At 71.2% G+C, this 19,387-nt stretch carries 18 protein-coding genes; 9 read left to right on the top strand and 9 right to left on the bottom strand.

The features are described from left to right. Nucleotides 1-114 precede the first annotated feature (114 nt). The 8 genes from P3H15_RS25910 to P3H15_RS25875 all read left to right on the top strand — a co-directional run bounded on the left by P3H15_RS25910 (nucleotide 115) and on the right by P3H15_RS25875 (nucleotide 10,028). The gene (locus tag P3H15_RS25910) at nucleotides 115-933 is read left to right on the top strand and encodes a PaaI family thioesterase (protein ID WP_276139854.1); all 819 of its coding nucleotides are present in this window, start codon (nucleotides 115-117) and stop codon (nucleotides 931-933) included. A 49-nt stretch (nucleotides 934-982) separates the two neighbouring features. Further along, nucleotides 983-1,693: a TVP38/TMEM64 family protein gene (locus tag P3H15_RS25905; RefSeq protein ID WP_276139853.1), complete on the top strand. Its 711-nt coding sequence runs from the start codon at nucleotides 983-985 to the stop codon at nucleotides 1,691-1,693. Nucleotides 1,694-1,752: 59 nt separating this feature from the next. Then, nucleotides 1,753-2,334, top strand: a complete 582-nt coding sequence (locus P3H15_RS25900; protein ID WP_276139852.1) for a hypothetical protein — start codon at nucleotides 1,753-1,755, stop codon at nucleotides 2,332-2,334. Next, nucleotides 2,331-2,858: a hypothetical protein gene (locus P3H15_RS25895; protein ID WP_276139851.1), complete on the top strand. Its 528-nt coding sequence runs from the start codon at nucleotides 2,331-2,333 to the stop codon at nucleotides 2,856-2,858. Before P3H15_RS25900 ends, P3H15_RS25895 begins: the two co-directional genes overlap by 4 nt. 121 nt (nucleotides 2,859-2,979) lie before the next feature. Beyond that, entirely contained in the window at nucleotides 2,980-4,725 is a 1,746-nt protein-coding gene (locus tag P3H15_RS25890; RefSeq protein WP_276139850.1) for a fatty acyl-AMP ligase, read from the top strand. A 26-nt stretch (nucleotides 4,726-4,751) separates the two neighbouring features. Beyond that, entirely contained in the window at nucleotides 4,752-5,039 is a 288-nt protein-coding gene (locus P3H15_RS25885; protein ID WP_072942039.1) for an acyl carrier protein, read from the top strand. Next, a complete protein-coding gene (locus P3H15_RS25880) occupies nucleotides 5,036-9,322 on the top strand; it encodes a type I polyketide synthase (RefSeq protein ID WP_276139849.1) in 4,287 nt (1,428 codons plus the stop codon). Before P3H15_RS25885 ends, P3H15_RS25880 begins: the two co-directional genes overlap by 4 nt. 4 nt (nucleotides 9,323-9,326) lie before the next feature. Beyond that, nucleotides 9,327-10,028, top strand: coding sequence for a thioesterase II family protein (locus tag P3H15_RS25875; RefSeq protein WP_276139848.1), 702 nt, complete (start codon nucleotides 9,327-9,329; stop codon nucleotides 10,026-10,028). Nucleotides 10,029-10,035: 7 nt separating this feature from the next. Here P3H15_RS25875 and P3H15_RS25870 read toward each other — a convergent pair whose 3' ends face one another. From P3H15_RS25870 to P3H15_RS25860, 3 genes are read right to left on the bottom strand one after another with little or no spacing between them, the layout of a single operon-like run. Then, on the bottom strand, nucleotides 10,036-11,229 hold the full coding sequence (locus tag P3H15_RS25870) for an SPFH domain-containing protein (RefSeq protein WP_276139847.1): 1,194 nt from the start codon (nucleotides 11,227-11,229) through the stop codon (nucleotides 10,036-10,038). Continuing rightward, nucleotides 11,230-11,661 (bottom strand): NfeD family protein, encoded by a 432-nt coding sequence (locus P3H15_RS25865; RefSeq protein ID WP_005241863.1) that lies wholly within the window; start codon nucleotides 11,659-11,661, stop codon nucleotides 11,230-11,232. It lies immediately after the preceding gene. An 8-nt stretch (nucleotides 11,662-11,669) separates the two neighbouring features. Beyond that, nucleotides 11,670-12,509, bottom strand: coding sequence for a DUF3097 domain-containing protein (locus P3H15_RS25860; protein ID WP_276139846.1), 840 nt, complete (start codon nucleotides 12,507-12,509; stop codon nucleotides 11,670-11,672). A gap of 67 nt (nucleotides 12,510-12,576) precedes the next feature. Between P3H15_RS25860 and P3H15_RS25855 the strand changes: the two genes are divergently transcribed. Next, nucleotides 12,577-13,386 (top strand): hypothetical protein, encoded by an 810-nt coding sequence (locus tag P3H15_RS25855; RefSeq protein WP_276139845.1) that lies wholly within the window; start codon nucleotides 12,577-12,579, stop codon nucleotides 13,384-13,386. On the opposite strand, the gene P3H15_RS25850 is transcribed toward P3H15_RS25855, so the two are convergent. From P3H15_RS25850 to P3H15_RS25825, 6 genes are all read right to left on the bottom strand, one after another. After that, a complete protein-coding gene (locus P3H15_RS25850; RefSeq protein ID WP_276139844.1) occupies nucleotides 13,352-14,461 on the bottom strand; it encodes a ferrochelatase in 1,110 nt (369 codons plus the stop codon). The two genes, P3H15_RS25855 and P3H15_RS25850, sit on opposite strands and share 35 nt — an antisense overlap. Before the next feature lie 41 nt (nucleotides 14,462-14,502). Then, entirely contained in the window at nucleotides 14,503-15,300 is a 798-nt protein-coding gene (gene inhA / locus P3H15_RS25845; protein WP_005241845.1) for an NADH-dependent enoyl-ACP reductase InhA, read from the bottom strand. A 46-nt stretch (nucleotides 15,301-15,346) separates the two neighbouring features. After that, nucleotides 15,347-16,096, bottom strand: a complete 750-nt coding sequence (gene fabG1 / locus P3H15_RS25840) for a 3-oxoacyl-ACP reductase FabG1 (protein WP_072942052.1) — start codon at nucleotides 16,094-16,096, stop codon at nucleotides 15,347-15,349. 93 nt (nucleotides 16,097-16,189) lie between these two features. After that, nucleotides 16,190-17,170: a VWA domain-containing protein gene (locus tag P3H15_RS25835; RefSeq protein WP_095860600.1), complete on the bottom strand. Its 981-nt coding sequence runs from the start codon at nucleotides 17,168-17,170 to the stop codon at nucleotides 16,190-16,192. Then, nucleotides 17,167-18,141 (bottom strand): DUF58 domain-containing protein, encoded by a 975-nt coding sequence (locus P3H15_RS25830; RefSeq protein ID WP_095860601.1) that lies wholly within the window; start codon nucleotides 18,139-18,141, stop codon nucleotides 17,167-17,169. Before P3H15_RS25830 ends, P3H15_RS25835 begins: the two co-directional genes overlap by 4 nt. Further along, nucleotides 18,138-19,313, bottom strand: a complete 1,176-nt coding sequence (locus P3H15_RS25825; protein WP_276139894.1) for a MoxR family ATPase — start codon at nucleotides 19,311-19,313, stop codon at nucleotides 18,138-18,140. The genes P3H15_RS25830 and P3H15_RS25825 overlap by 4 nt, the downstream gene beginning before the upstream one ends. Nucleotides 19,314-19,387 lie beyond the last annotated feature (74 nt).

Below are 19,387 nucleotides of genomic sequence, written 5' to 3'. Positions count from 1 at the left end.
GTCGGCTTCCTCTCCCTGATGAGCGATCGATCAATACGTTGTGTGACTGTGATGCTAGCCGCAGTTCGGCGCCCCCTATCGTGAGGATCACCACACGATGAATAACCTCAGGTCATGAGCATTGCGCACGAACCGGCGGTGACCGGTCGCACGAACACCCAGCGGCTGTTCGGGCTCGGTGCGCCGACGCGGGACGTCGACGACCGCGGCGAACCACTCAATCGTATGAGCATGGACATCTCGGCGCTCGCCGCGAAGACCGCCGACATCTCCTACGGCGGCGTCCTCGCCGTGCTGCTCGACGACCTCCTCGGATTCACGGTGTGGGACCGGCGCGGAACACGCGACGGCCTGGTCACGGCCGAGTTGTCGATGGACGTCGTCACGCCCCGGCGGTGGCGGGGCCCGACGCTGTGGGCGGAGAGCCGGCTCCTCGCGGTCACGGTCGACGGCGGCACCTCCACCGCCCGCGTCCACGATGCGGCCGGGACCCTGATCGCCACCGGCACCCTGTGGGGCAACTTCGTGGACCTGCCGGCGCCGCCGCCGGACGGTGGCGCCCTCCCCCAGTTCCCGGAACCGGGGGTCGCGCCACTCGACTGGATCGGCGGGCGGATCGAGGACGCCGGTACGCGGGTGGTGGTGCCGGCGAACCCGCTGATCGCGAACAAACTCGGGTTCGTCCACGGCGGCGTCCAGGCCTGCGCGACTGACCTCGCAGCGAGCGCGGCCCTGAGCGGGCAGGGCGCGGACATGGACACCGCGTCCGTGCGGATCAACTATTTCCGCCCGGTTCCGCTGGACTGCGACACGACGTTCACCGCGGACGTGGTGCGGGCGGGCCGCGCGGTGGCGACGACGCGGGTGGCCGGGACGTCGGGCGGGCGGGTCTGCGTCGAGGCGACGGTGACCGGGCGCCGCCGGCTGCCCTGACCGGCGCTCGCGGCGCCCCGGACCGGTCTCCCGGGTAGCCTGGTGCCCTGTGAAGAGACGCCTCGGGGACCGCAGGGTGATCGGCGTCGCAGTACTGGCAGTCGCGCTGGTCGTCGTGGCGCTGCTGGCCCCGCATCCGTCCGTGCTGCAGGTGCGGGAATGGGCGCACTCCGTCGGGCCGGCGTTTCCCCTCGTCTTCTTCGCCGTGCACGCGGTGGTGACGGTGTTCCCGTTCCCCCGCACGGTGTTCACGCTCAGTGCCGGATTGCTGTTCGGCGCGTGGCTGGGCATCGCGATCGCGGTGCTGGCGTCGACGCTGAGTGCGGTCCTCGCCCTCTACCTGGTGCGTGCCGTCGGCCGGGAGGTGGTGTGGCAGCGCATCTCCAACCCGACGATCCGGCGGGTGGACGAGCGGATCGCCCGGCGCGGCTGGCTCGCCGTCGGGTCGCTGCGGCTGATCGCGTTCGTCCCGTTCTCCGTGGTGAACTACTGCGCAGGCGTGTCCTCGATCCGGCTGCTCCCCTACGTGCTGGCCACGGTGATCGGTGTGCTGCCGGGAACCGTCGGCATCGTCGTGCTCGGCGACGCGCTCACCGGGGAGACGAAGCCGGGACTCCTGGTGCTGTCCGCGGTGTGCATCGCCGTCGGAATCGCCGGGCTGGTGGTGGATTCCCGACGGCCGCTGGACGGTTCCGGTGACGCGGTGGCGGACCCGGCCGTCGACCGCCCCGCCGAGGACGAGTCAATCCCGCAGCCTTGAACCATTGAAGTCAAGCTTTGAGTATTGACATCACGGTGTCCAGTTTCTAACCTTGACCCATGTTCGTGTTGACGGTCGACCAGCGCGGCAGCCGCCGCGACATCGACCGTGTCGCCCCACTCCTCGCCGAGTTCGCGCACCGCGACCTCGTCCGCCCGTTCCAGCGGACCGCCGGCGACGAGGTCCAAGCCGTCGTCGCGGACCCGGCCACTGTCGTCGACCTCGCCCTCGACCTCGTCGCACGCGAACACTGGAGCATCGGCATCGGCACCGGACCCGTCGAGGAACCCCTCCCCAGCGAGACCCGGGCCGGGCGCGGCCCCGCGTTCGAATCCGCACGGATCGCCGTCGACCGCGCCAAGAGCGCCCCCGGCCGGGTGGCCGTCGAGGGTCCGGACCCGGACGGCGCCGCCGACGCGGACACCGCGCTCGCCCTCGTCGCGGTCCTCCTCGCGCGCCGCACCGAGGAGGGCCGCGAGGCCGTCGAGCAGATGCGGCGCGGCTCCACCCAGACCGAGGCGGCCCGCGCGCTGGGCATCAGCAAGCAGGCCGTCTCCCAACGACTCTCCACCGCGGGCTGGCACGTCGAGACCGCGGGACGACGACTGGCCGAACGACTCCTACGCAAGGCGGACACGTGACGACCCTGGCCCTCATCGCCCTCGGCGTCGCCGCGCTCGCACCCCTGGTGCTCGCGGCGCCCCGAGGGCCCCGCTGGATGTCACAGTGGGCGGCGCCGATCGTGATCGTGCTCGCCCTGACCGTCGCGGCGGTCGCCGCGTCCGCCACCACACCGGTCACCGGGTTCGCCCTCGCCGCGACCCTCGTCCTGTGCGTCGCCGCCGCGACCACCGGCGGGGCGCCGCTCGTGCTGGCCGCGTTCCGCATCGCGCGCCGCCAGCCCGACGCCGGATCCGACCCGCCACCCGACGCCGGGCCGCTGCGCGGCGGACGGATCATCGGCCTCCTCGAGCGTGCCGCCGTCGCCGTCTCGATCCTCGCGGCCTGGCCGGAGGGCATCGCCGTCGTCCTGGCGGTCAAGGGACTGGCCCGCTACCCCGAACTGCGCGAGGCGCACGCCTCGGAACAATTCATCATCGGCACGTTCACCAGCGTGCTCTGGGCGATCGCGGTGTGTGGAACGGGACGCGCCCTCATCACGTAGCCCTCCAGGTCCGGAAACCTTCACCCCTCCGGGGGTGCGCGAAACCAGCCCTGGGGGTGATGGTTTCCGCCTCGGCGCGGACGAGAGTCGTACTCGTCCAAGCCCGAAGGAGAGATCATCCGTGCCTACCGATTTCGTGTCACACGTCCGCGCCCAAGTCGCCACGTACGGCGACGACCGGTCCTACGTCTACCACCGCGAGGTCGGCCGGGACCTCGTCGCCGAGACGGTGACGTACCGCGAACTGGACCGGGACGCCCGCGCGCTGGCGGTGTGGCTGGCGACGCGGCCCGAGGCCGCACACCCCGTGATGCTGCTGTACGTCGACGGAATCGACTTCCTCCGCGTGTTTCTCGGATGCCTCTACGCCGGCGTGGTCGCCGTACCCGCACCGGTCCCGCACGACGAGCGCAGCATGCAGCGGGTCGCCACGATGTTCGCGGACGCCGACGTGCGCCTCCTGCTCACCACGTCCGCGGTCGCCGAACCGCTCGACAGGTGGATCCGCGAGTCCGGGCTCGCCGCCACGGTTTCCGTCGCCGCCACCGACACCGCCGAACTCGGCGACCCCGACCACTGGCGCCTGCCCGGACTCGACGCCGGCACCCTGGCCTTCCTCCAGTACACCTCCGGTTCCACCAGCGAACCGAAGGGCGTGATGGTGACCCACGGAAACTTGCTGCACAACGCGGCCGCAATGACCGAGGCCAACGGCGCCGACGACACGGCGACCGGGGTCGGCTGGCTCCCGCACTTCCACGACATGGGGCTGATCGGCATGCTGCTGCTGCCGCTCTACTTCGGCGGCAACCTCGCGTTCATGTCGCCGACGGCCTTCCTCAAACGGCCGGTGCGCTGGTTGCAGCTGATCGACAGCTACCGCGCCGACATGACCCTCGGCCCGAACTTCGCGTACGACCTCGTCGCCCGCCGGATCCCCGACGACCAACTGGCGGGGCTGGACTTGTCCTCGGTGCGGGTGGCGCTGAACGGGGCCGAACCCATCCGGCCCCGCACCCTCGACGCCGTGGTCGACCGGCTCGGGCCCGTCGGTTTCCGGGCGGGCGCCTTCCTGACCGCGTACGGCATGGCCGAGGTGACCCTGCTCGCCACTGCCAGCGAGGTCGGCTGCGCCCCAAGGTATCTCGACGTCGACGCCGCCGCATTGGAGCGCCACGAACTGATCCCGAAGGCGGACGGCGCCCGGCTGGTCGGCAGCGGCAGGCCGTTCGGGTGCGACATCCGCATCGTCGACCCGCACACCGGCCGGGAGCAACCGCACGGCCGGGTCGGGGAGATCTGGATCTCCGGCGGCAGCGTCGCCGCCGGCTACTGGGGACGGCCCGACGAGACCGCGGAGAAGTTCCGCGCCGTCCTCGACGGCGACGGACCGTACCTGCGCACCGGCGACCTCGGGGTGTTCGACGACGGGCACCTCTACGTCACCGGCCGCCTGAAGGACCTGCTGATCGTCAACGGCCGCAACCTGTACCCGCAGGACATCGAGGAGGTTGTGCGGGACCTGCATCCGGCGCTCGCCGGTTCCGCCGGGGTGGTGTTCTCGCTCGACACCGGGCTGCACGAGCGGCTGCTGGTGATCCACGAGGTCAGGACCGCGCTGATCGACGACCTGACACTGCCCGCACTCGCCCGCCGGATCAGGCTCGGCGTCGCCCGGGCCTTCGACGTCCACGCGCCGAGCGTGGTGCTGGTCGACCGCCGCGGCGTGCACCGCACCACCAGCGGGAAGGTCCAGCGCAGATCGATGCGCGCCTCGTTCCTCCGGTCCCGCGTCGACGCCGTCCTGCACGAGGACATCGACCCGGCGGTGCAGCGCCTCCGGACCACCACCGCCGCGACCGCCTGACCCCGATCACCGACCAGGAGAACCCGATGCCCGTCCCCGAGCAGATCACCCGCCGCGACCTCGCCCCCGTCATCGACTGGCTCGCCTGCCGGGTCGCCGATCACACCGAACGGCCGGTGCACGACGTCGATCCGCACCTCCCCCTCGCCGAGCTGGGAATCGAATCGGTGTCCGCGGTGAGCCTGTGCGGCGAGATCGAGGACCGCTGGGACCTCGAACTCGATCCGACCGTGGTGTTCGACTACCCGACGATCGCCGAGATGGCCGTCTTCGTCGTCGGCGAAACCGCACTGCGGCACCGGAAGGCCTCATGACCGACGTCGCGATCGTCGGCCTCGACTGCCGCTTCCCGCAGGCCCCCGACCCCGCCGCGTTGTGGACGCTGCTGATGGAGGGCAGCGACGGCATCACCGACGTCCCCGCCGGACGCTGGAACGCGGACGCCGTGTTCGACGCCGCCGGTGGCCCCGGCTCGGTCAACAACCGCAGCGGCGGATTCCCCACCGACGCGGACGCCTTCGACCACGACTTCTTCGGCATCTCACCCCGCGAGGCCGCGGCGATGGACCCGCAACAGCGGCTGCTGCTGCAGGCGGCGTGGCGGGCGTTCGAGGACGCCGCGCTCGATCCGCGGGCCCAGGCCGGTTCGAACACCGGCGTGTACGTCGGCGTCATGGCCAACGAGTGGAATCTCCAGATGCGCGACCTCCCACGCATCACTCCGCAACTCGGCAGCGGCAACGGCTATTTCATGACCGCCAACCGGGTCTCCTACCAGCTGAATCTGCAGGGCCCGAGCATGGCGATCGACACCGCCTGCTCGTCGTCGCTCGTCGCCGTCCACCTGGCCTGCGCGGCGCTGCGGTCCGGGGACTGCGACCAGGCCCTCGCCGGGGGTGTCAACCTGACCCTGACCCCCACGGTGAACGTCTTCTACACGCAGGCCGGGCTGTCCGCGCCGGACGGCCGGTGCAAACCGTTCGGCGCCGCGGCCGACGGAATCGGCCGCGGCGAGGGGGTCGCGGTACTCGTGTTGCGCCGGCTGGCGGACGCGCAGGCGGAGGGTCTGCCGATCTACGCCGTCATCAAGGGCAGCGCCGTCAACAACGACGGCCGCAGCAACGGGATCACCGCACCCAACCGCTGGGCCCAGCAGCAGGTCGTCGAGAAGGCGTACCGGCGTGCGGGTGTCACGCCCGCACAGGTCGCGTTCGTGGAGGCGCACGGCACCGGGACGGTGCTCGGCGACATGATCGAGATCAAGGCCCTCGGTCACGTCCACGCGGTACCCCGCCCGCAGCCGTGCGCGATCGGGTCGATCAAGGGCAATCTCGGCCACACCGAGGGCGCGGCCGGGGTGGCCGGACTGATCAAGGTCGCCCTCGCGCTGCACCACCGGGTGGTGCCGCCCAGCCGCGGCGCGGCGGACGTCAACCCGCGACTCCGGTTGGTAGACAACGGTCTTCAGATCCTGACGGAGCCGATGCCGCTGCCCGGCGGCGACGTGCACGGCGCCGTGAGCAGTTTCGGGCTCGGCGGCACCAACGCCCACCTGCTGCTGGCCGCGGCGCCCGCCGGCGACCCGCCCACGGCGAGTGCGGGCGGCGGCGTGCTCACCCTGTCGTCGAACGACCGGGACGGCCTCGCCCGCACCGCCGCCGCCCTGGCCGACGATCTGCTCGCCCACCCCCACGCCGAATTGGGCCCGGTGTGCTGGAGCACCAACACGGTCAAGGCATCCGGGCGCCACCGGCTGGCGCTCCCCGCCCACGACCGGGAGGAGGCCGTCGCGGCACTGCGGGCGGCGGCCGGCGACGAACACCTGCTCGAGTCGCTGTCCGGGACGGCCCGCCCCGTCAGCGTCGGCTGGTTATTCACCGGGCAGGGCGCGCAGTACCCGGGAATGTCCCGCGCACTGCACGAGAAGCACGGCACCTACCGGCAGGCGCTGTCGGACGTGGACGAGCGGATGACCCCGCACCTGGGCCGCTCGGTCCGGGACGTGCTGTTCGGCACCGGCGAAGACATCCACCGCACCGAGTTCGCGCAACCCGCCCTGTTCGCGGTCGAGTACGCACTGGCCCGGACGCTCGGTGAACTGGGCATCGAACCGGCGTGGCTGATCGGCCACAGCGTCGGCGAATACGCGGCCGCCGCCCACGCAGGCGTGTTCGGCCTGGACGACGCGTGCCGGCTGATCGTCGCGCGGGGACGGCTCATGCAGCAACTACCCGCCGGCGGCACGATGCTGGCGGTGCGGGCCACCCCGGACGACGTCGCCGCCCTGCTCGCCGGCGAACCCGCGGCCGCACTGGCGGCGGTGAACGGGCCGCGGGACGTGGTGCTGTCGGGAGCGGCAGACGCCGTCGACCGGATCGGCGCCGCGCTGACCGCGGCCGAAGTCCCCGTCCGCAGGCTCACCGTCTCGCACGCCTTCCACTCCCCCGCCATGGCGCCGATCCGGGACGCGTTCGCGGAGGTCGCCGCCGACTGCACGTATCGGCCGCCCGAGATCCCGATCTTCTCGACCATCTGGGGGCGGCTGCTCGACGTCGACGAACCGATGGACGCGACCTACTGGACCGACCACATCACGGCCACCGTGCGCTTCTCGGACGCCACCGCGGCCGCCCTGACCTGCGATCCCACCCACCTGATCGAGGTGGGCCCCGCACGAATCCTGTTGTCGCTGACCGCCCGCGCCCATCCCGGCTCGACGGCGCGGCACCTGGCGCCGTGCCCCGGCCCGGCCGCCACCGGCGACGAACTCCCCGCAACCGTCGCCGCCCTGTACCGGGACGGCCACGACCCGGCGTGGGACGCGCTGTACAAGCCGGGCGCCCGGGTCCGCCGGCGACTGCGCGGGTACCCGTTCGCGACCACCGCCCGCTTCTGGACACCCGAGAACGCACCCACCGCGGCGCAACCCGCACCACCCACCGTCACCGCCGAGCCCGAGGACACCACCATGGACCACCTGATCGCTCTCTTCCGGGAGCAGGCCGCCTTGCTCGCTGCCGCCGCCGGTGTCCCCGGTTCGGGACTGTCCGTCCCGGCGGCGACACCGGACACCGGGCCCGGTCCAGCGGCGGCGGCCGGCGACACCGCGACCCGGGTGCGCGCGGAAGTCGCACGGGTCAGCGGATTCCCCGCGGCCGCGCTGGCCGCGACGCAGACGATCGCCGGCGACCTCGGATTCGACTCGATCATGATCACCGACCTGTTCGGCGGGTTGCGCCGCGCATTCCCCGGTCTCGTCGTCGAACCGGACTGGTTCACACCGGGCCGCACGCTCGGCGAGGTGATCGACCATGTGACGGCGCACCGCGTCCCCGGGTCGCGGCCCGCCGTCACGCCCGTCCCGGACCCGGAACCGGCGGTGGCACCCGAGTTCCGCATCGCCGCTTTCCCGGAGGTGCAGGCGCTCGCCGCACGGCTGACCGCCGCCGAGGGGCTCGGCGTCACCAACCCGTACTTCCTCGTCAACGACGGCGTCACCCGGGACACGTCGACGATCGACGGCGCGGAGGTCCTCAACTTCTCCAGCTACAACTACCTCGGCATGTCCGGGCACCCGGCCGTCGTCTCCGCGGTCCAGGACGCCGTCGCCCGCTACGGCAGCTCCTGCTCGGCCAGCCGCGTGCTGTCCGGGGAGAAACCGGTACACCGCGAACTCGAGGCCGCACTGGCCGGGCTGCTCGGAACCGACGACGCCATCGCCCTCGTCAGCGGACACGCCACCAACGTCACGGTCATCGGCCACCTCCTCGGGGAGGGGGACCTGGTCGTCCACGACAGCCTCGCACACGACAGCATCCTGCAGGGCTGCGCACTGTCCGGCGCCACCCGGCGCCCGTTCCCGCACAACGACCACGCGGCGCTCGACGCCCTGCTCACCGCGATCCGCTCGCGGTATCGGCGGGTCCTCATTCTCATCGAGGGCGTCTACAGCCAGGACGGCGACATTCCCGACCTGCCCGCCATGATCGCGGTGAAGAAGAAGCACCAGGCGTTGATGATGATCGACGAGGCCCACAGCATCGGGGTGCTCGGCTCCACCGGCGGCGGCATCGGCGAGCACTTCGGCGTCGACCGCGACGACGTGGAGTTGTGGTCCGGCACCACGTCGAAGGCGCTGGCGGGCTGCGGCGGCTATGTCGCGGGCAACGCCGAACTGATCCGATTCCTGAAATACACGACGCCCGGCTTCGTCTACAGCGTCGGGATGACCCCGATGAATGCCGCGGCGTCCCTGGCCGCGATCCGGCAGATGCACGCCGAACCCGAGGCCCTCGACCGGTTGCGTCGCAACTCCCGGCTGTTCCTGCAGCTCGCCGCGGACGCCGGAATCGACACCGGGGACAGCCGGGACACCCCGGTCATCCCCTGCATCGTCGGGGATTCGCTCCGCACCCTCGCGCTGTCGGGGGCGCTGCTCCGGCGCGGCATCAACGTCAACCCGATCCTCTACCCGGCGGTGCCGGAGAATCTCGCGCGGTTGCGCTTCTTCGTCACCTCCTGCCACACCGAGGACCAGATCCGGTCCACCGTGGCGGCTCTCGCCGAGGAACTCGCCGCGCTCGCCGCGGCCGCGTAGCGCCGTGCCCCTACGGCTGTTCTGCTTCCCGCACGCCGGCGGCGGGCCCACGACGTACCGCCGCTGGCACCGCGCCCTGGGCCCGCACGTGTCGGTACGGCCCGTGCACCTGCCCGGGCGCGCGGGCGGGGCCGGGTTCACCGACCTCGATTCCCTCGTCGCCGCGCTCGACTCCGAACTCGGCGAACAGCTCACTGCGCCGCACCTGTTCTTCGGCCACAGCATGGGTGCGCTGGTGGCGTACCGGCTCGCGTGCCGTCGGCGCGCGACCGGTCACCCACTCCCGCGGGCGCTGCTGCTGTCCGGGTACGCGGCGCCGCACCTGCCCGCACCGCTACCGCCGGTCGACGGGCTGGACGACCCGGCCCTGATCGCGGTGCTGCGCGCCGCCGGTGGTGTTCCCGCCGGCCTCCCGGACCTGCCGGAGTTCCCGGCCCGCTACCTTCCCGCGCTGCGCGACGATCTGCGGCTGTGCACCGGCTTCCGCGACCCCGGCGACCCGCCGCTCAGCTGCCCGGCGCACGTGTTCGGCGGGCTCGCCGACCCACTGGTCGGCGAGCGGGAACTGCACGCCTGGGATCGGCACACCACCCGGCTGTCCGGGGTGCGCATGCTGGCGGGCGATCACTTCTACCTCGACCACGCACCCGAACAGCTCTTCCGGGTGCTCCGGCCGCTGCTGCGCCGCTACGCCGCGGCCGGGTAGGCGGGGGTCAGCCGTGCGGGGGGACGGGCGGAGGCAGTTGCCCGGGCGCTCCCCCGGGGTACAGCGGCGCGTGCTCGTCGGCGCCGCCGGGCTTGGTGAGCGGACCGTCGACGGGCTGCCGCGCCTCGACCTCCGCGGCGCGGACGGCCTGCGCGATGGCCGGGTCGGACTTGGTCTCGAACCAGTCGGCGACCTCTTCCGAATCGTCCTCGGGCTTGGGCAGATCCTCGTCCGTGGTGGACGGCTCGTACCGGAACACCCCGTCCTGCCCCTGCGCGCCGAGCGTCTTCGCGAACCCCTTGAGGGCGTCACCGAAGTCGCTGGGCACCAGCCACACCTTGTTCGCGTCGCCCTGCGCCATCTGCGGCAACGTCTGCAGGTACTGGTACGCGAGAAGTTCGGGGGTCGGTTTGCCGGACTTGATTGCGGCGAACACCTTTTCGATCGCCTTCGCCTGACCCTGCGCCTGCAGGTACTTGGCGGCCCGGTCGCCCTGCGCCCGCAGGATCCGGGACTGCCGCTCACCCTCCGCGGTGAGGATCGACGCCTGCTTCGCGCCCTCCGCGGCGAGGATGCGGGACTGCTTGTCGCCCTCCGCCGTCTTGATGGCCGACTCCCGGTGCCCCTCGGCGGTGAGGATGGTGGCCCGCTTCTCGCGGTCCGCCTTCATCTGCTTCTCCATCGATTCCTGGATCGACGGCGGCGGATCGATGCTCTTGAGTTCGACCCGGGCGACGCGCAGACCCCAGCGGCCGGTGGCCTCGTCCAGCACCCCGCGCAGCTGCCCGTTGATGGAGTCACGCGAGGTGAGCGTCTCCTCCAGCGTCATGCCGCCGACGACGTTGCGCAGCGTGGTGGTGGTCAACTGCTCGACACCGACGATGTAGTTACTGATCTCGTACACCGCGGCCTGCGGGTTGGTGACCTGGAAGTACACCACGGTGTCGATGTTCAGCGTCAGGTTGTCCTGGGTGATCACCGGCTGCGGCGGGAACGACACCACCCGTTCGCGCAGATCCACCTTGGCCCGGATGCGGTCCGCGAACGGGATCAGGAACGTCAGCTGACCCGACACGGTCCGCGAGTACCGGCCGAGTCGCTCGATCACCGCGGCCTCGGCCTGCGGCACCAGCGCCACCGATTTGGCCACCACCAGCGCAACGAACAACACGAGCACGATCAACACGATGAGTGCTGCCATCTACGGTCCCCTCCATACGACGGCGGTCGCGCCGTCAATTTGCATTACCGTCACGGTCGTTCCCGGTGGATACACTTCCGTGCTGTCGAGCGGGCGGGCCGTCCACACGTCCCCGCCGAGTTTGATCTGCCCGGCGTGCTCGGCGACCTCCTCGAGCACCAGGGCCTGCTTGCCGGTGAGCGCCTCGATCCCCGTCGGGGTCGGCGGCGGTGTCTCGAACTTGCGCAACAACACCGGGCGCACCCCGAGGATCAGCGCGAGGGACAGTACTCCGAAGATCACCGCGTCGACCCAGACCGGGAAGTCGGTGATCGCGGTGACCCCGGCCGTGGCCAGCGCACCGCCCGCCAGCATGAGGAGGAAGAAGTCCCCCGTCAACGCTTCGGCGGCGGCGAGCAGCACCCCCGCTACCAGCCAAATCAATGCAGCCACAACACCATCTAACCAGAATCTCCGGAACCGACGGTGACGAAGTCGACCAGCTGTTCGACCGCCCCGATCAGTGGCGCCTCCAGGTCGCGGAACGTGTCGACGGCCGAGTACACCCGGCGCCACCCGTCGCGCGGTGTCCCCCAGCCCAACTCGCGGCACACCCCGGTCTTCCAGTCCTCACCCCGCGGAATCTTCGGCCAGGCCGCGATGCCCACCGCCGACGGCCGGACCGCCTCCCACACGTCGATGAACGGGTGCCCGGTGACGAGCACGTTCGGCCCGAGCCCCTGGGTCAGCTGGGTTTCCTTGGACCCGGTGACGAGGTGGTCGACGAGCACGCCGACGCGCCGTCCCGGTCCGGGGCGGAACTCGGCGAGCCGCTCCCCGAGGTTGTCGAGACCCTCGAGGTGTTCGACGACGACCCCTTCGACGCGCAGGTCGTGCCCCCACACCCGTTCCACCAGGGCGGCGTCGTGGACGCCCTCCACCCAGATCCGGCTGGCGAGCGCGGTCCGGGCCCGCAGCCCCTCGACCTTCGTCGATCCCGACGCCGACCGGGTGGCCGGCGGACCGGCGGGCTGGGCCGCGGGGCGCACTAGGGTGACCGGTTTCCCGTCGATCAGGAACGCCGCCTCCCGCATCGCGAACAACCGGGTGCGCCGCGCCCCGTCCTCGAGCCGGACGAAATCGCCGTCGTAGGTGCGTTCGAACCCCACCACCGCCCCGCAGAACCCGGTGCCCGCGTCCTCGACCACGAGGTCCCGCTCGGCCGGGACCGTCGGCGTCACGGGCTTCCTCGCGCGTGGGTGTCCGGAAAAGATGTCGCCGTATCTGTCGCCTCCGCTCACGGGCGCTGACGCTATGCCAGCGGCGCCGTTACGCACACGCCGCCACGCCGACATATGCTCGTTTATCGTGACTTCACCCAGCGCCACTCTCACCGTGTGGGCCAGTTCCTGGCTCGCCGGGAACAGTGCACCCGACGACGTCATCGACGCCCTCCACGCGTGGGCGCCGATGCACCTCGCCTGCGCGGAGGATCAGGGCACGGCCCGGCGCACCGGACTGCCGTGGCCCGACCCGCAGGACGCCGGGGTGACGGCGCTGCTGCAGACGATGCGCCGTTCCGTGTCGCAACCCGAGACCGAGATCCGGCTGGTCCTGCCCGGGCCGGGGGACGTGCGCGGGCTGCCCGCGGGCACCGAGTTCGCGTCCGCCGCGATCGGCACCGGCGAGGGTGTCCTCGTCGGGCCGCCCGGCCGGTCCGGGACGGGGCTCGTCCCGCACGTCGAGGGTCCCGACGTGCTGCGGTGGACGGTGTCGACGATCGAGCGGCTCCCCCTCGACGCCCACCACACCGGTCTGGGTGAGGCCGAGTTCACGATGCGGGAGGCGGTGCGTGACGCCGCGGCCGCGCTCGAGGCCCTGCACATGCTCGACTCCGGTTTCGGCGCCGATCCGCGCGCACTGATCGCCGATGCGCTCGCCAAGTCCGCGCTGCACCGGTACCCGGCGACGATCGCGCCGCGGGCGCTGCGGATCCTGGACTCGGCCGATCAGGTGGCCGCGATCCTCACCGTTGCCGAGCAGATGGCCCCCGCCCGCACCGTGTCCGCGTCGGGCGCGGCCACCCTCGAGGACCTGCTGCGGCCGCTGCGTTCGGCGGTGCGCTCGGCGCGCACCGCCGCCGTCAATGCGTGTGCGCGGGACGGCCTGACGGCCTGACGGCGGCCTTGCAGCAGTCGACCGCGCAGGACGCGCCGTCCAGGGTGGACCCGAGCAGCGGCTCGGATCCGAGCCGCGCGGCGGACGCGCCGGCCAGCTGCTCGGTGACGAGTTCGACCACGAGTTCCGCGAACCGCCGGTCCGTCCCGGGTGTGGCCGCGCGCACGAAGGCGATGCCGAGGTCGGCGGCCTTGTCCCGCGCCTCGGTGTCCAGGTCCCACACCACCTCGAGGTGGTCGGAGACGAATCCGACCGGGCACACGATCACCGCGCGCACACCGTCGCCGGCGAGGGCGTCGAGGTGGTCGCAGATGTCCGGTTCGAGCCACGGAACCTGGGGTGGCCCGGACCGGGACTGCCACACCAGGTCGAAGTCGTCGAAGCCGGCGGCGCGGGCGGTGAGCCTCGCGGCCTCGGCCACCTGCCGGCTGTAGAGGCGACCGCCCTCCGCGGGTGGTCCGGCGTTGACGTCCGCGGAGACCGGAACGGAGTGGGCGGTGAACACGAGTCGCGCGTCCGCCCGGTGCTCGTCGGGGAGCTGCGCGGCGGCCGCGCGGACGGCGTCGGCGAACGCCCCGATCAGCAGCGGGTGGTCGTAGTACTGCCGCAGCTTCAGCAGGTGCGGAGCCCCGTCGCCGGCCGCGGCCCGCGCCCGGGAGACGTCCTCGTGGTACTGCCGGCACCCCGAGTACCCGCCCCACGCCGACGTCGGGAACACCAGGGCCGAGCGGACACCGTCCGCACCCATCCGGGCGACCGTGTCCTCAACCATCGGATGCCAGTTCCGGTTACCGAAGTAGACGGGCAGATCGATTCCGGCGCTTGCCAATTCGGATTCGACGCGGGAGATGATGTCGCGGTTGAGGGCGTTGATCGGCGACACACCCCCGAAATGCAGGTAGTGCTCGGCGACCGCGTCCAGACGTTCGGGCGGCACCCCCCGGCCCCGGGTGACGTTCTCCAGGAACGGGCGCACGTCCTCGGGCTTCTCGGGACCCCCGAACGACAGCAGAAGAAGGGCGTCGAACCGGGAATCGGAACCGTCCGTCGAATTCACAGCGATCATGATCCCCATCTTCCGTGCTGCCGTTCGGGGCGCACTCCCCGGGTAGTGTCCTAGCCGGCCATCGCGTGGGCGCCGCCGTCGACGTAGATGATCGACGCGGTGGTGCCGGGCAGCCAGTCGGACAGCACGGTGCACACGGTCTTCGCGACCGGCTCCGGGTCGTCGACGTTCCAGCCGATGGGCGCGCGCTCGTCCCACGCCGTGTTCAGCTCGTTCATCTGCTTGGCGTCGTCGGTGGCGGTGCCGGCGATGGCCTTGGCGGCGAGGGTCTTGATCGGACCCGCCGCGACGAGGTTGGAACGGATACCGCGTTCGCCGACCTCCTTGGCGACATACCGGTTCACCGACTCGAGAGTGGCCTTGGCGACGCCCATCCAGTTGTAGAACGGCACCGCCCGCGCCGGGTCGAAGTCCATGCCGACGATCGACGCGTTGTCGTTCAGCACCGGCAGCAGCGCCTTCGACAGGGACGCGTACGAGTACGCCGACACCTCGAACGCCACCCCGACGTCGGACCACGGTGCGTCGAAGAACGGGCTGCCCAGGCAGGACCGCGGCGCGAAGGCGATGGAGTGGACGACGCCGTCGACACCCTCCGGCGCGATCTCGCGGATCCGGTCGGCGAGGCTCGCGAGGTGCTCGGGGTTCTGCACGTCGAGTTCGAGCGCCGGCGGCACCGGCTGCGGCAGCCGCTGCGCGATGCGGTCGATCAGCCGCAGACGGTCGAATCCGGTGATGATCACCTTGGCGCCCTGTTCCTGGGCGACCTTCGCGACGTGGAACGCGATGGACGCGTCCGTGATGATGCCGGTGACGAGAATGGTCTTACCTTCGAGCAATCCGCCCATGAGGTGTCCTCCTGTGAAGAAAAGTCCGGGAAGTGGTGTGGGGGTTCTAGTGGCCCATGCCGAGGCCGCCGTCGACGGGGATCACCGCGCCGGAGACGTACGCGGAATCGTCGGAGGCCAGGAAGCTCACCACCGCGGCGACCTCCTCGGGCTTGCCCTGCCGCTGCAGCGGGACGGCGCCGGTGATCATGTCCTTGTACTTGTCGTCGAGGACCGCGGTCATGTCGGTGTCGATGAATCCCGGGGCCACCACGTTCGCGGTGATCGACCGGGACCCGAGTTCGCGGGTCAGCGACCGCGCGATGCCGACCACACCGGCCTTCGAGGCCGCGTAGTTGACCTGGCCGGGACCGCCGGCGAGCCCGACGACCGACCCGAGGAACACGAACCGGCCGAACCGCGACCGTAGCATCGACCGGGTGGCGCGCTTCGCGACGCGGAACGCGCCGGTCAGGTTGGCGTCGACGACGGAGGTGAACTGCTCCTCGGTCATCCGCATGATCAGCGTGTCGTCGGTGATGCCGGCGTTCGCGACGAGGACCTCGACCGGACCCTGGTGCGCCTCCACTTCCTTGAAGGCACGGTCGATCGACTCGGTGTCCGTGACGTCGCACTGGACGCCGAACAGACCCTCGGGCGCACCCGAACCGCGGTGCGTGACCGCGACCTTGTGCCCGTCCGCCGCGAGGCGCTGCGCGACAGCGAGGCCGATCCCGCGGTTGCCGCCGGTGACGAGCACCGACCGGGGAGTGGACACCGTCCTCACCGACGCGTCAGTAGTTTCTGGGGTAGACATGCGGATAAACCTATCTGTTCAGATGTGCAGGAGTGGAAACGCGGGGCCGCGGTCAGCAGGGCGCTGGTGCCGAGCACGCCGCCGGAATGCAGATCACGGCAGCCGTTGACGCAGGACCAGCGCGAGGATCAGCCCCGCCGTGGCGGAGAGGACACCCAGCACGAGCCAGGGGCGGCTGGCGTCGCCGCGGGTGGTCTCGAATCCGATCTGCTCCTCGAGGGTGTCGTAGACGTCGCGCAGTTCCTCCAGGCTCGACGCCGTGAAGAAGCTGCCGCCGGAGAGATTCGCGATCTCCCGCAGCGACGGGTCGTCGACGGGCACCGGGATGCGTTCGTCCTCGATCTCGACCTTGCCGTAGCTGGTGCCGAACGAGATCGTCGAGATGGGAACGTCCTTGTCCTTCGCCTGCCGGGCCGCGGTGAACCCGCCGCGCGGATCGTCCGGATTCTCGGGGACCGTCTGCTTGCCGTCCGAGAGCAGCACGATGCGGGCGGGCGGCGCCTGATCACTGCCGCCGAGCACCGCGGCCAGCGTGTCGATCGACTGCAGCGACGTGAAGATCGCCTCGCCGGTGGCGGTCCGCTCGCTCAGCTGCAGATTGTCGATCGCGACCTTGGTGGCCTCCCGGTTGGTGGTCGGCGAGACCAGTACCGACGCGGTGCCTGCGAACGCGACGAGACCGAGGTTGATGCCGGGGGTGAGTCCGTCGGCGAACGATTTCGCGGCGTCCTGCGCGGCGGCCAGCCGGGTCGGTTCCACGTCGGTCGCCTTCATCGACAACGACACGTCGATGACGAGAATCACGGTGGCCCGGTTCCGCGGAACCCGCTTGTCCTCCGTCGGGCCGGCCAGCGCCACACTGAAGAACACCAGCGCCAGCACCATCAGCAGCGCCGGGATGTGCCGGGCCCGGCCCGGCCGCGACGGCGCGACCTTCTCGAGCAACGCGTAATTGGTGAACCGCAGGGTGTGTTTCTGCCGCTGCCGCTGCACCCACACGTATCCCGCGACCAACGCCACGACCACCAGGAGGAACAGCAACCACCACGGTGAGGTGAACTGCGAAAGACTCACCGGCGGGACCTCTGGTTCGTCGCGGTCCCGTAACTGTGTTTCCGGGCGGACACGAACCGCACCACGTCCGAGATCCAGTCCCGGTCGGTCCGCAGGCTGAGCAGCGGGGCACCGCACCCCCGCAACGACTGCTCCACCTGCAGGCGGTGCTCGTCCGCGGCGCGCGCGAAGTCGGCGCGCAGTTGCGGTGTGGTCGTGAACTCGCGGGTCCGTCCGGACTCCGGATCGTGCAGCACTACATCCCCTAGGTCGGGTAATTCCAGATCTCGCGGGTCGAGCACCTCGACACCGAGTACGTCGTGGCGCCCCGAGATGGCCCGCAGCGACCGCTCCCAGTCGATCGGTCCCAGGAAGTCACTGATGACGACCGCCAGACCGCGGCGGCGCTGCGGCCGGCGCAGCGACTCCACCGCCCCCTGCAGGTCGCCCCGCACCCCGTCCGGGGCGTGCGGGGTGGTCGCGATCTGACGCAACATCGCCTGCGCGTGGATCCGGCCGCCGCGGGCCGGGATCCGGGTGGTCTGGGCGCCGGTGGAGACGATCGCCCCGATCCGGTTGCCGCCGCCGCTGGTCAGATGCGTGACGGCGGCCGCCGCAGCCACCACCAGATCCCGCTTCTCGCACCCGGCGGTACCGAAGTCCAGGCTCGACGACAGGTCGACGACGAGCCACGTCTCCAGCTCCCGGTCCGCGACCGACTGCCGGACGTGCGGGTGCGTCGTCCGGGCGGTCACCGACCAGTCCATCTGACGGACGTCGTCACCCGGCTGGTATTCGCGTGCATCACCCGGCTCCGAGCCCGGACCGGGGATCAGGCCCAGATGGTCGCCGTGCAGCACACCGTCGAGGCGGCGGCGGACGGTCAGTTCCAGCGTCCGCAGCGCAGCGGACAGTTTGGGATCACGGAGTTCGCCGGAGCGAAACGACGGCGGCGGGCCGGAACTCTGCGCCCCGGCGGTACGCGCACTCACCGTGGCTGGCTCATCGCCGTCGGTCCGGGCACCGACGTGGACGGGACGGGCGGTCCGTTGTGACCGGCGGGAGTGGCCGGGACCGCCGTCGGCTGTGCGGCGATCTGCGGCAGACCCACCGTCTGCAGCACGCGGGAGATCACGTCGTCCGGGCTCACCTCGTCGGCGAGGGCGTCGTAGGACAGCACGAGACGGTGACGCAGAACATCCGGGATCACCTCGAGCACGTCCTGCGGCACCACGTAGTCACGCCCGCGCAGCAACGCCAGCGCCCGCGCCGAGGAGATGATGCCCAGCGTCGCACGCGGTGACGCGCCGTACGCGATCCAGCCGTCGACGTCGGGGAGACCGAACTCCGCCGGCGTGCGGGTGGCCGCGATGACCCGGACCACGTAGTCGACGAGTGCATGGTGCACGAACACACCGCTCGCGACCTTCTGCAGGCGGACGAGTTCCTCGGGATCGAGAACCTGGTGCGGTTCCGGCGCATCGACACCCATCCGGTAGACGATCTCGCGCTCCTCCTCCACCGTCGGATAGTCGACGAGGATCTTGAACAGGAAGCGGTCGCGCTGCGCCTCCGGCAGCGGGTACACACCCTCGTTCTCGATCGGGTTCTGCGTCGCCATCACCAGGAACGGGTCGGGCATGTGGTACCGCTTGCCGCCGATCGAGACGTGCCGCTCGGCCATCACCTCGAGCAGCGCCGACTGCACCTTCGCCGGTGCGCGGTTGATCTCGTCGGCGAGCACGAAGTTCGCGACGACAGGGCCGAGTTCGGTGTCGAACTCCTCCCGCCCCTGCCGGTAGATGCGCGTACCGATCAGGTCGGTGGGCACCAGGTCCGGGGTGAACTGGACGCGCGAGAACGACCCGCCGACCACCTTCGCGAACGTCTCGACGGCCAGGGTCTTCGCCACACCCGGCACACCCTCGAGCAGTACGTGCCCCTTCGCGAGCAGACCGACCAGGATCCGCTCCACCAGCCGGTCCTGCCCGACGATCACGCGCTTGACCTCGTAGATCGCGCGTTCCAGCGTCTGAACGTCGGCGGCGAGAGTGGGCGCGACCGACTTCGTCAGCGCGGTCTGCGTGCCCGCATCCTGTGAGGGTGCCTTCGGCGCGGTGGCGTTCTGGGGACCCGATCCGTTGGACGCACCCCCGTTCTTCACACCTTCGGGAGCGGCCTTCGCGGGCGACTCCTTCCGGGCTGCACCCTCCGATACCGCATCATCACGTGAGGTCA

This window comes from Rhodococcus sp. T2V, assembly GCF_029269925.1.
Taxonomy (GTDB): Bacteria; Actinomycetota; Actinomycetes; order Mycobacteriales; family Mycobacteriaceae; genus Rhodococcus_F; species Rhodococcus_F koreensis.
This window is presented reverse-complemented; position numbering and strand designations above follow the sequence as displayed.

What these genes read in the sequence shown, in the direction of transcription:
- P3H15_RS25910 (WP_276139854.1), top strand. Translation starts at nt 115, where the DNA reads ATGAGCATTGCGCACGAACCGGCGGTGACCGGTCGCACGAACACCCAG.
- P3H15_RS25900 (WP_276139852.1), top strand. Translation starts at nt 1,753, where the DNA reads ATGTTCGTGTTGACGGTCGACCAGCGCGGCAGCCGCCGCGACATCGAC.
- P3H15_RS25885 (WP_072942039.1), top strand. Translation starts at nt 4,752, where the DNA reads ATGCCCGTCCCCGAGCAGATCACCCGCCGCGACCTCGCCCCCGTCATC.
- P3H15_RS25880 (WP_276139849.1), top strand. Translation starts at nt 5,036, where the DNA reads ATGACCGACGTCGCGATCGTCGGCCTCGACTGCCGCTTCCCGCAGGCC.
- P3H15_RS25870 (WP_276139847.1), bottom strand. Translation starts at nt 11,229, where the DNA reads ATGGCAGCACTCATCGTGTTGATCGTGCTCGTGTTGTTCGTTGCGCTG.
- P3H15_RS25850 (WP_276139844.1), bottom strand. Translation starts at nt 14,461, where the DNA reads ATGGGGATCATGATCGCTGTGAATTCGACGGACGGTTCCGATTCCCGG.
- inhA (WP_005241845.1), bottom strand. Translation starts at nt 15,300, where the DNA reads ATGGGCGGATTGCTCGAAGGTAAGACCATTCTCGTCACCGGCATCATC.
- fabG1 (WP_072942052.1), bottom strand. Translation starts at nt 16,096, where the DNA reads ATGTCTACCCCAGAAACTACTGACGCGTCGGTGAGGACGGTGTCCACT.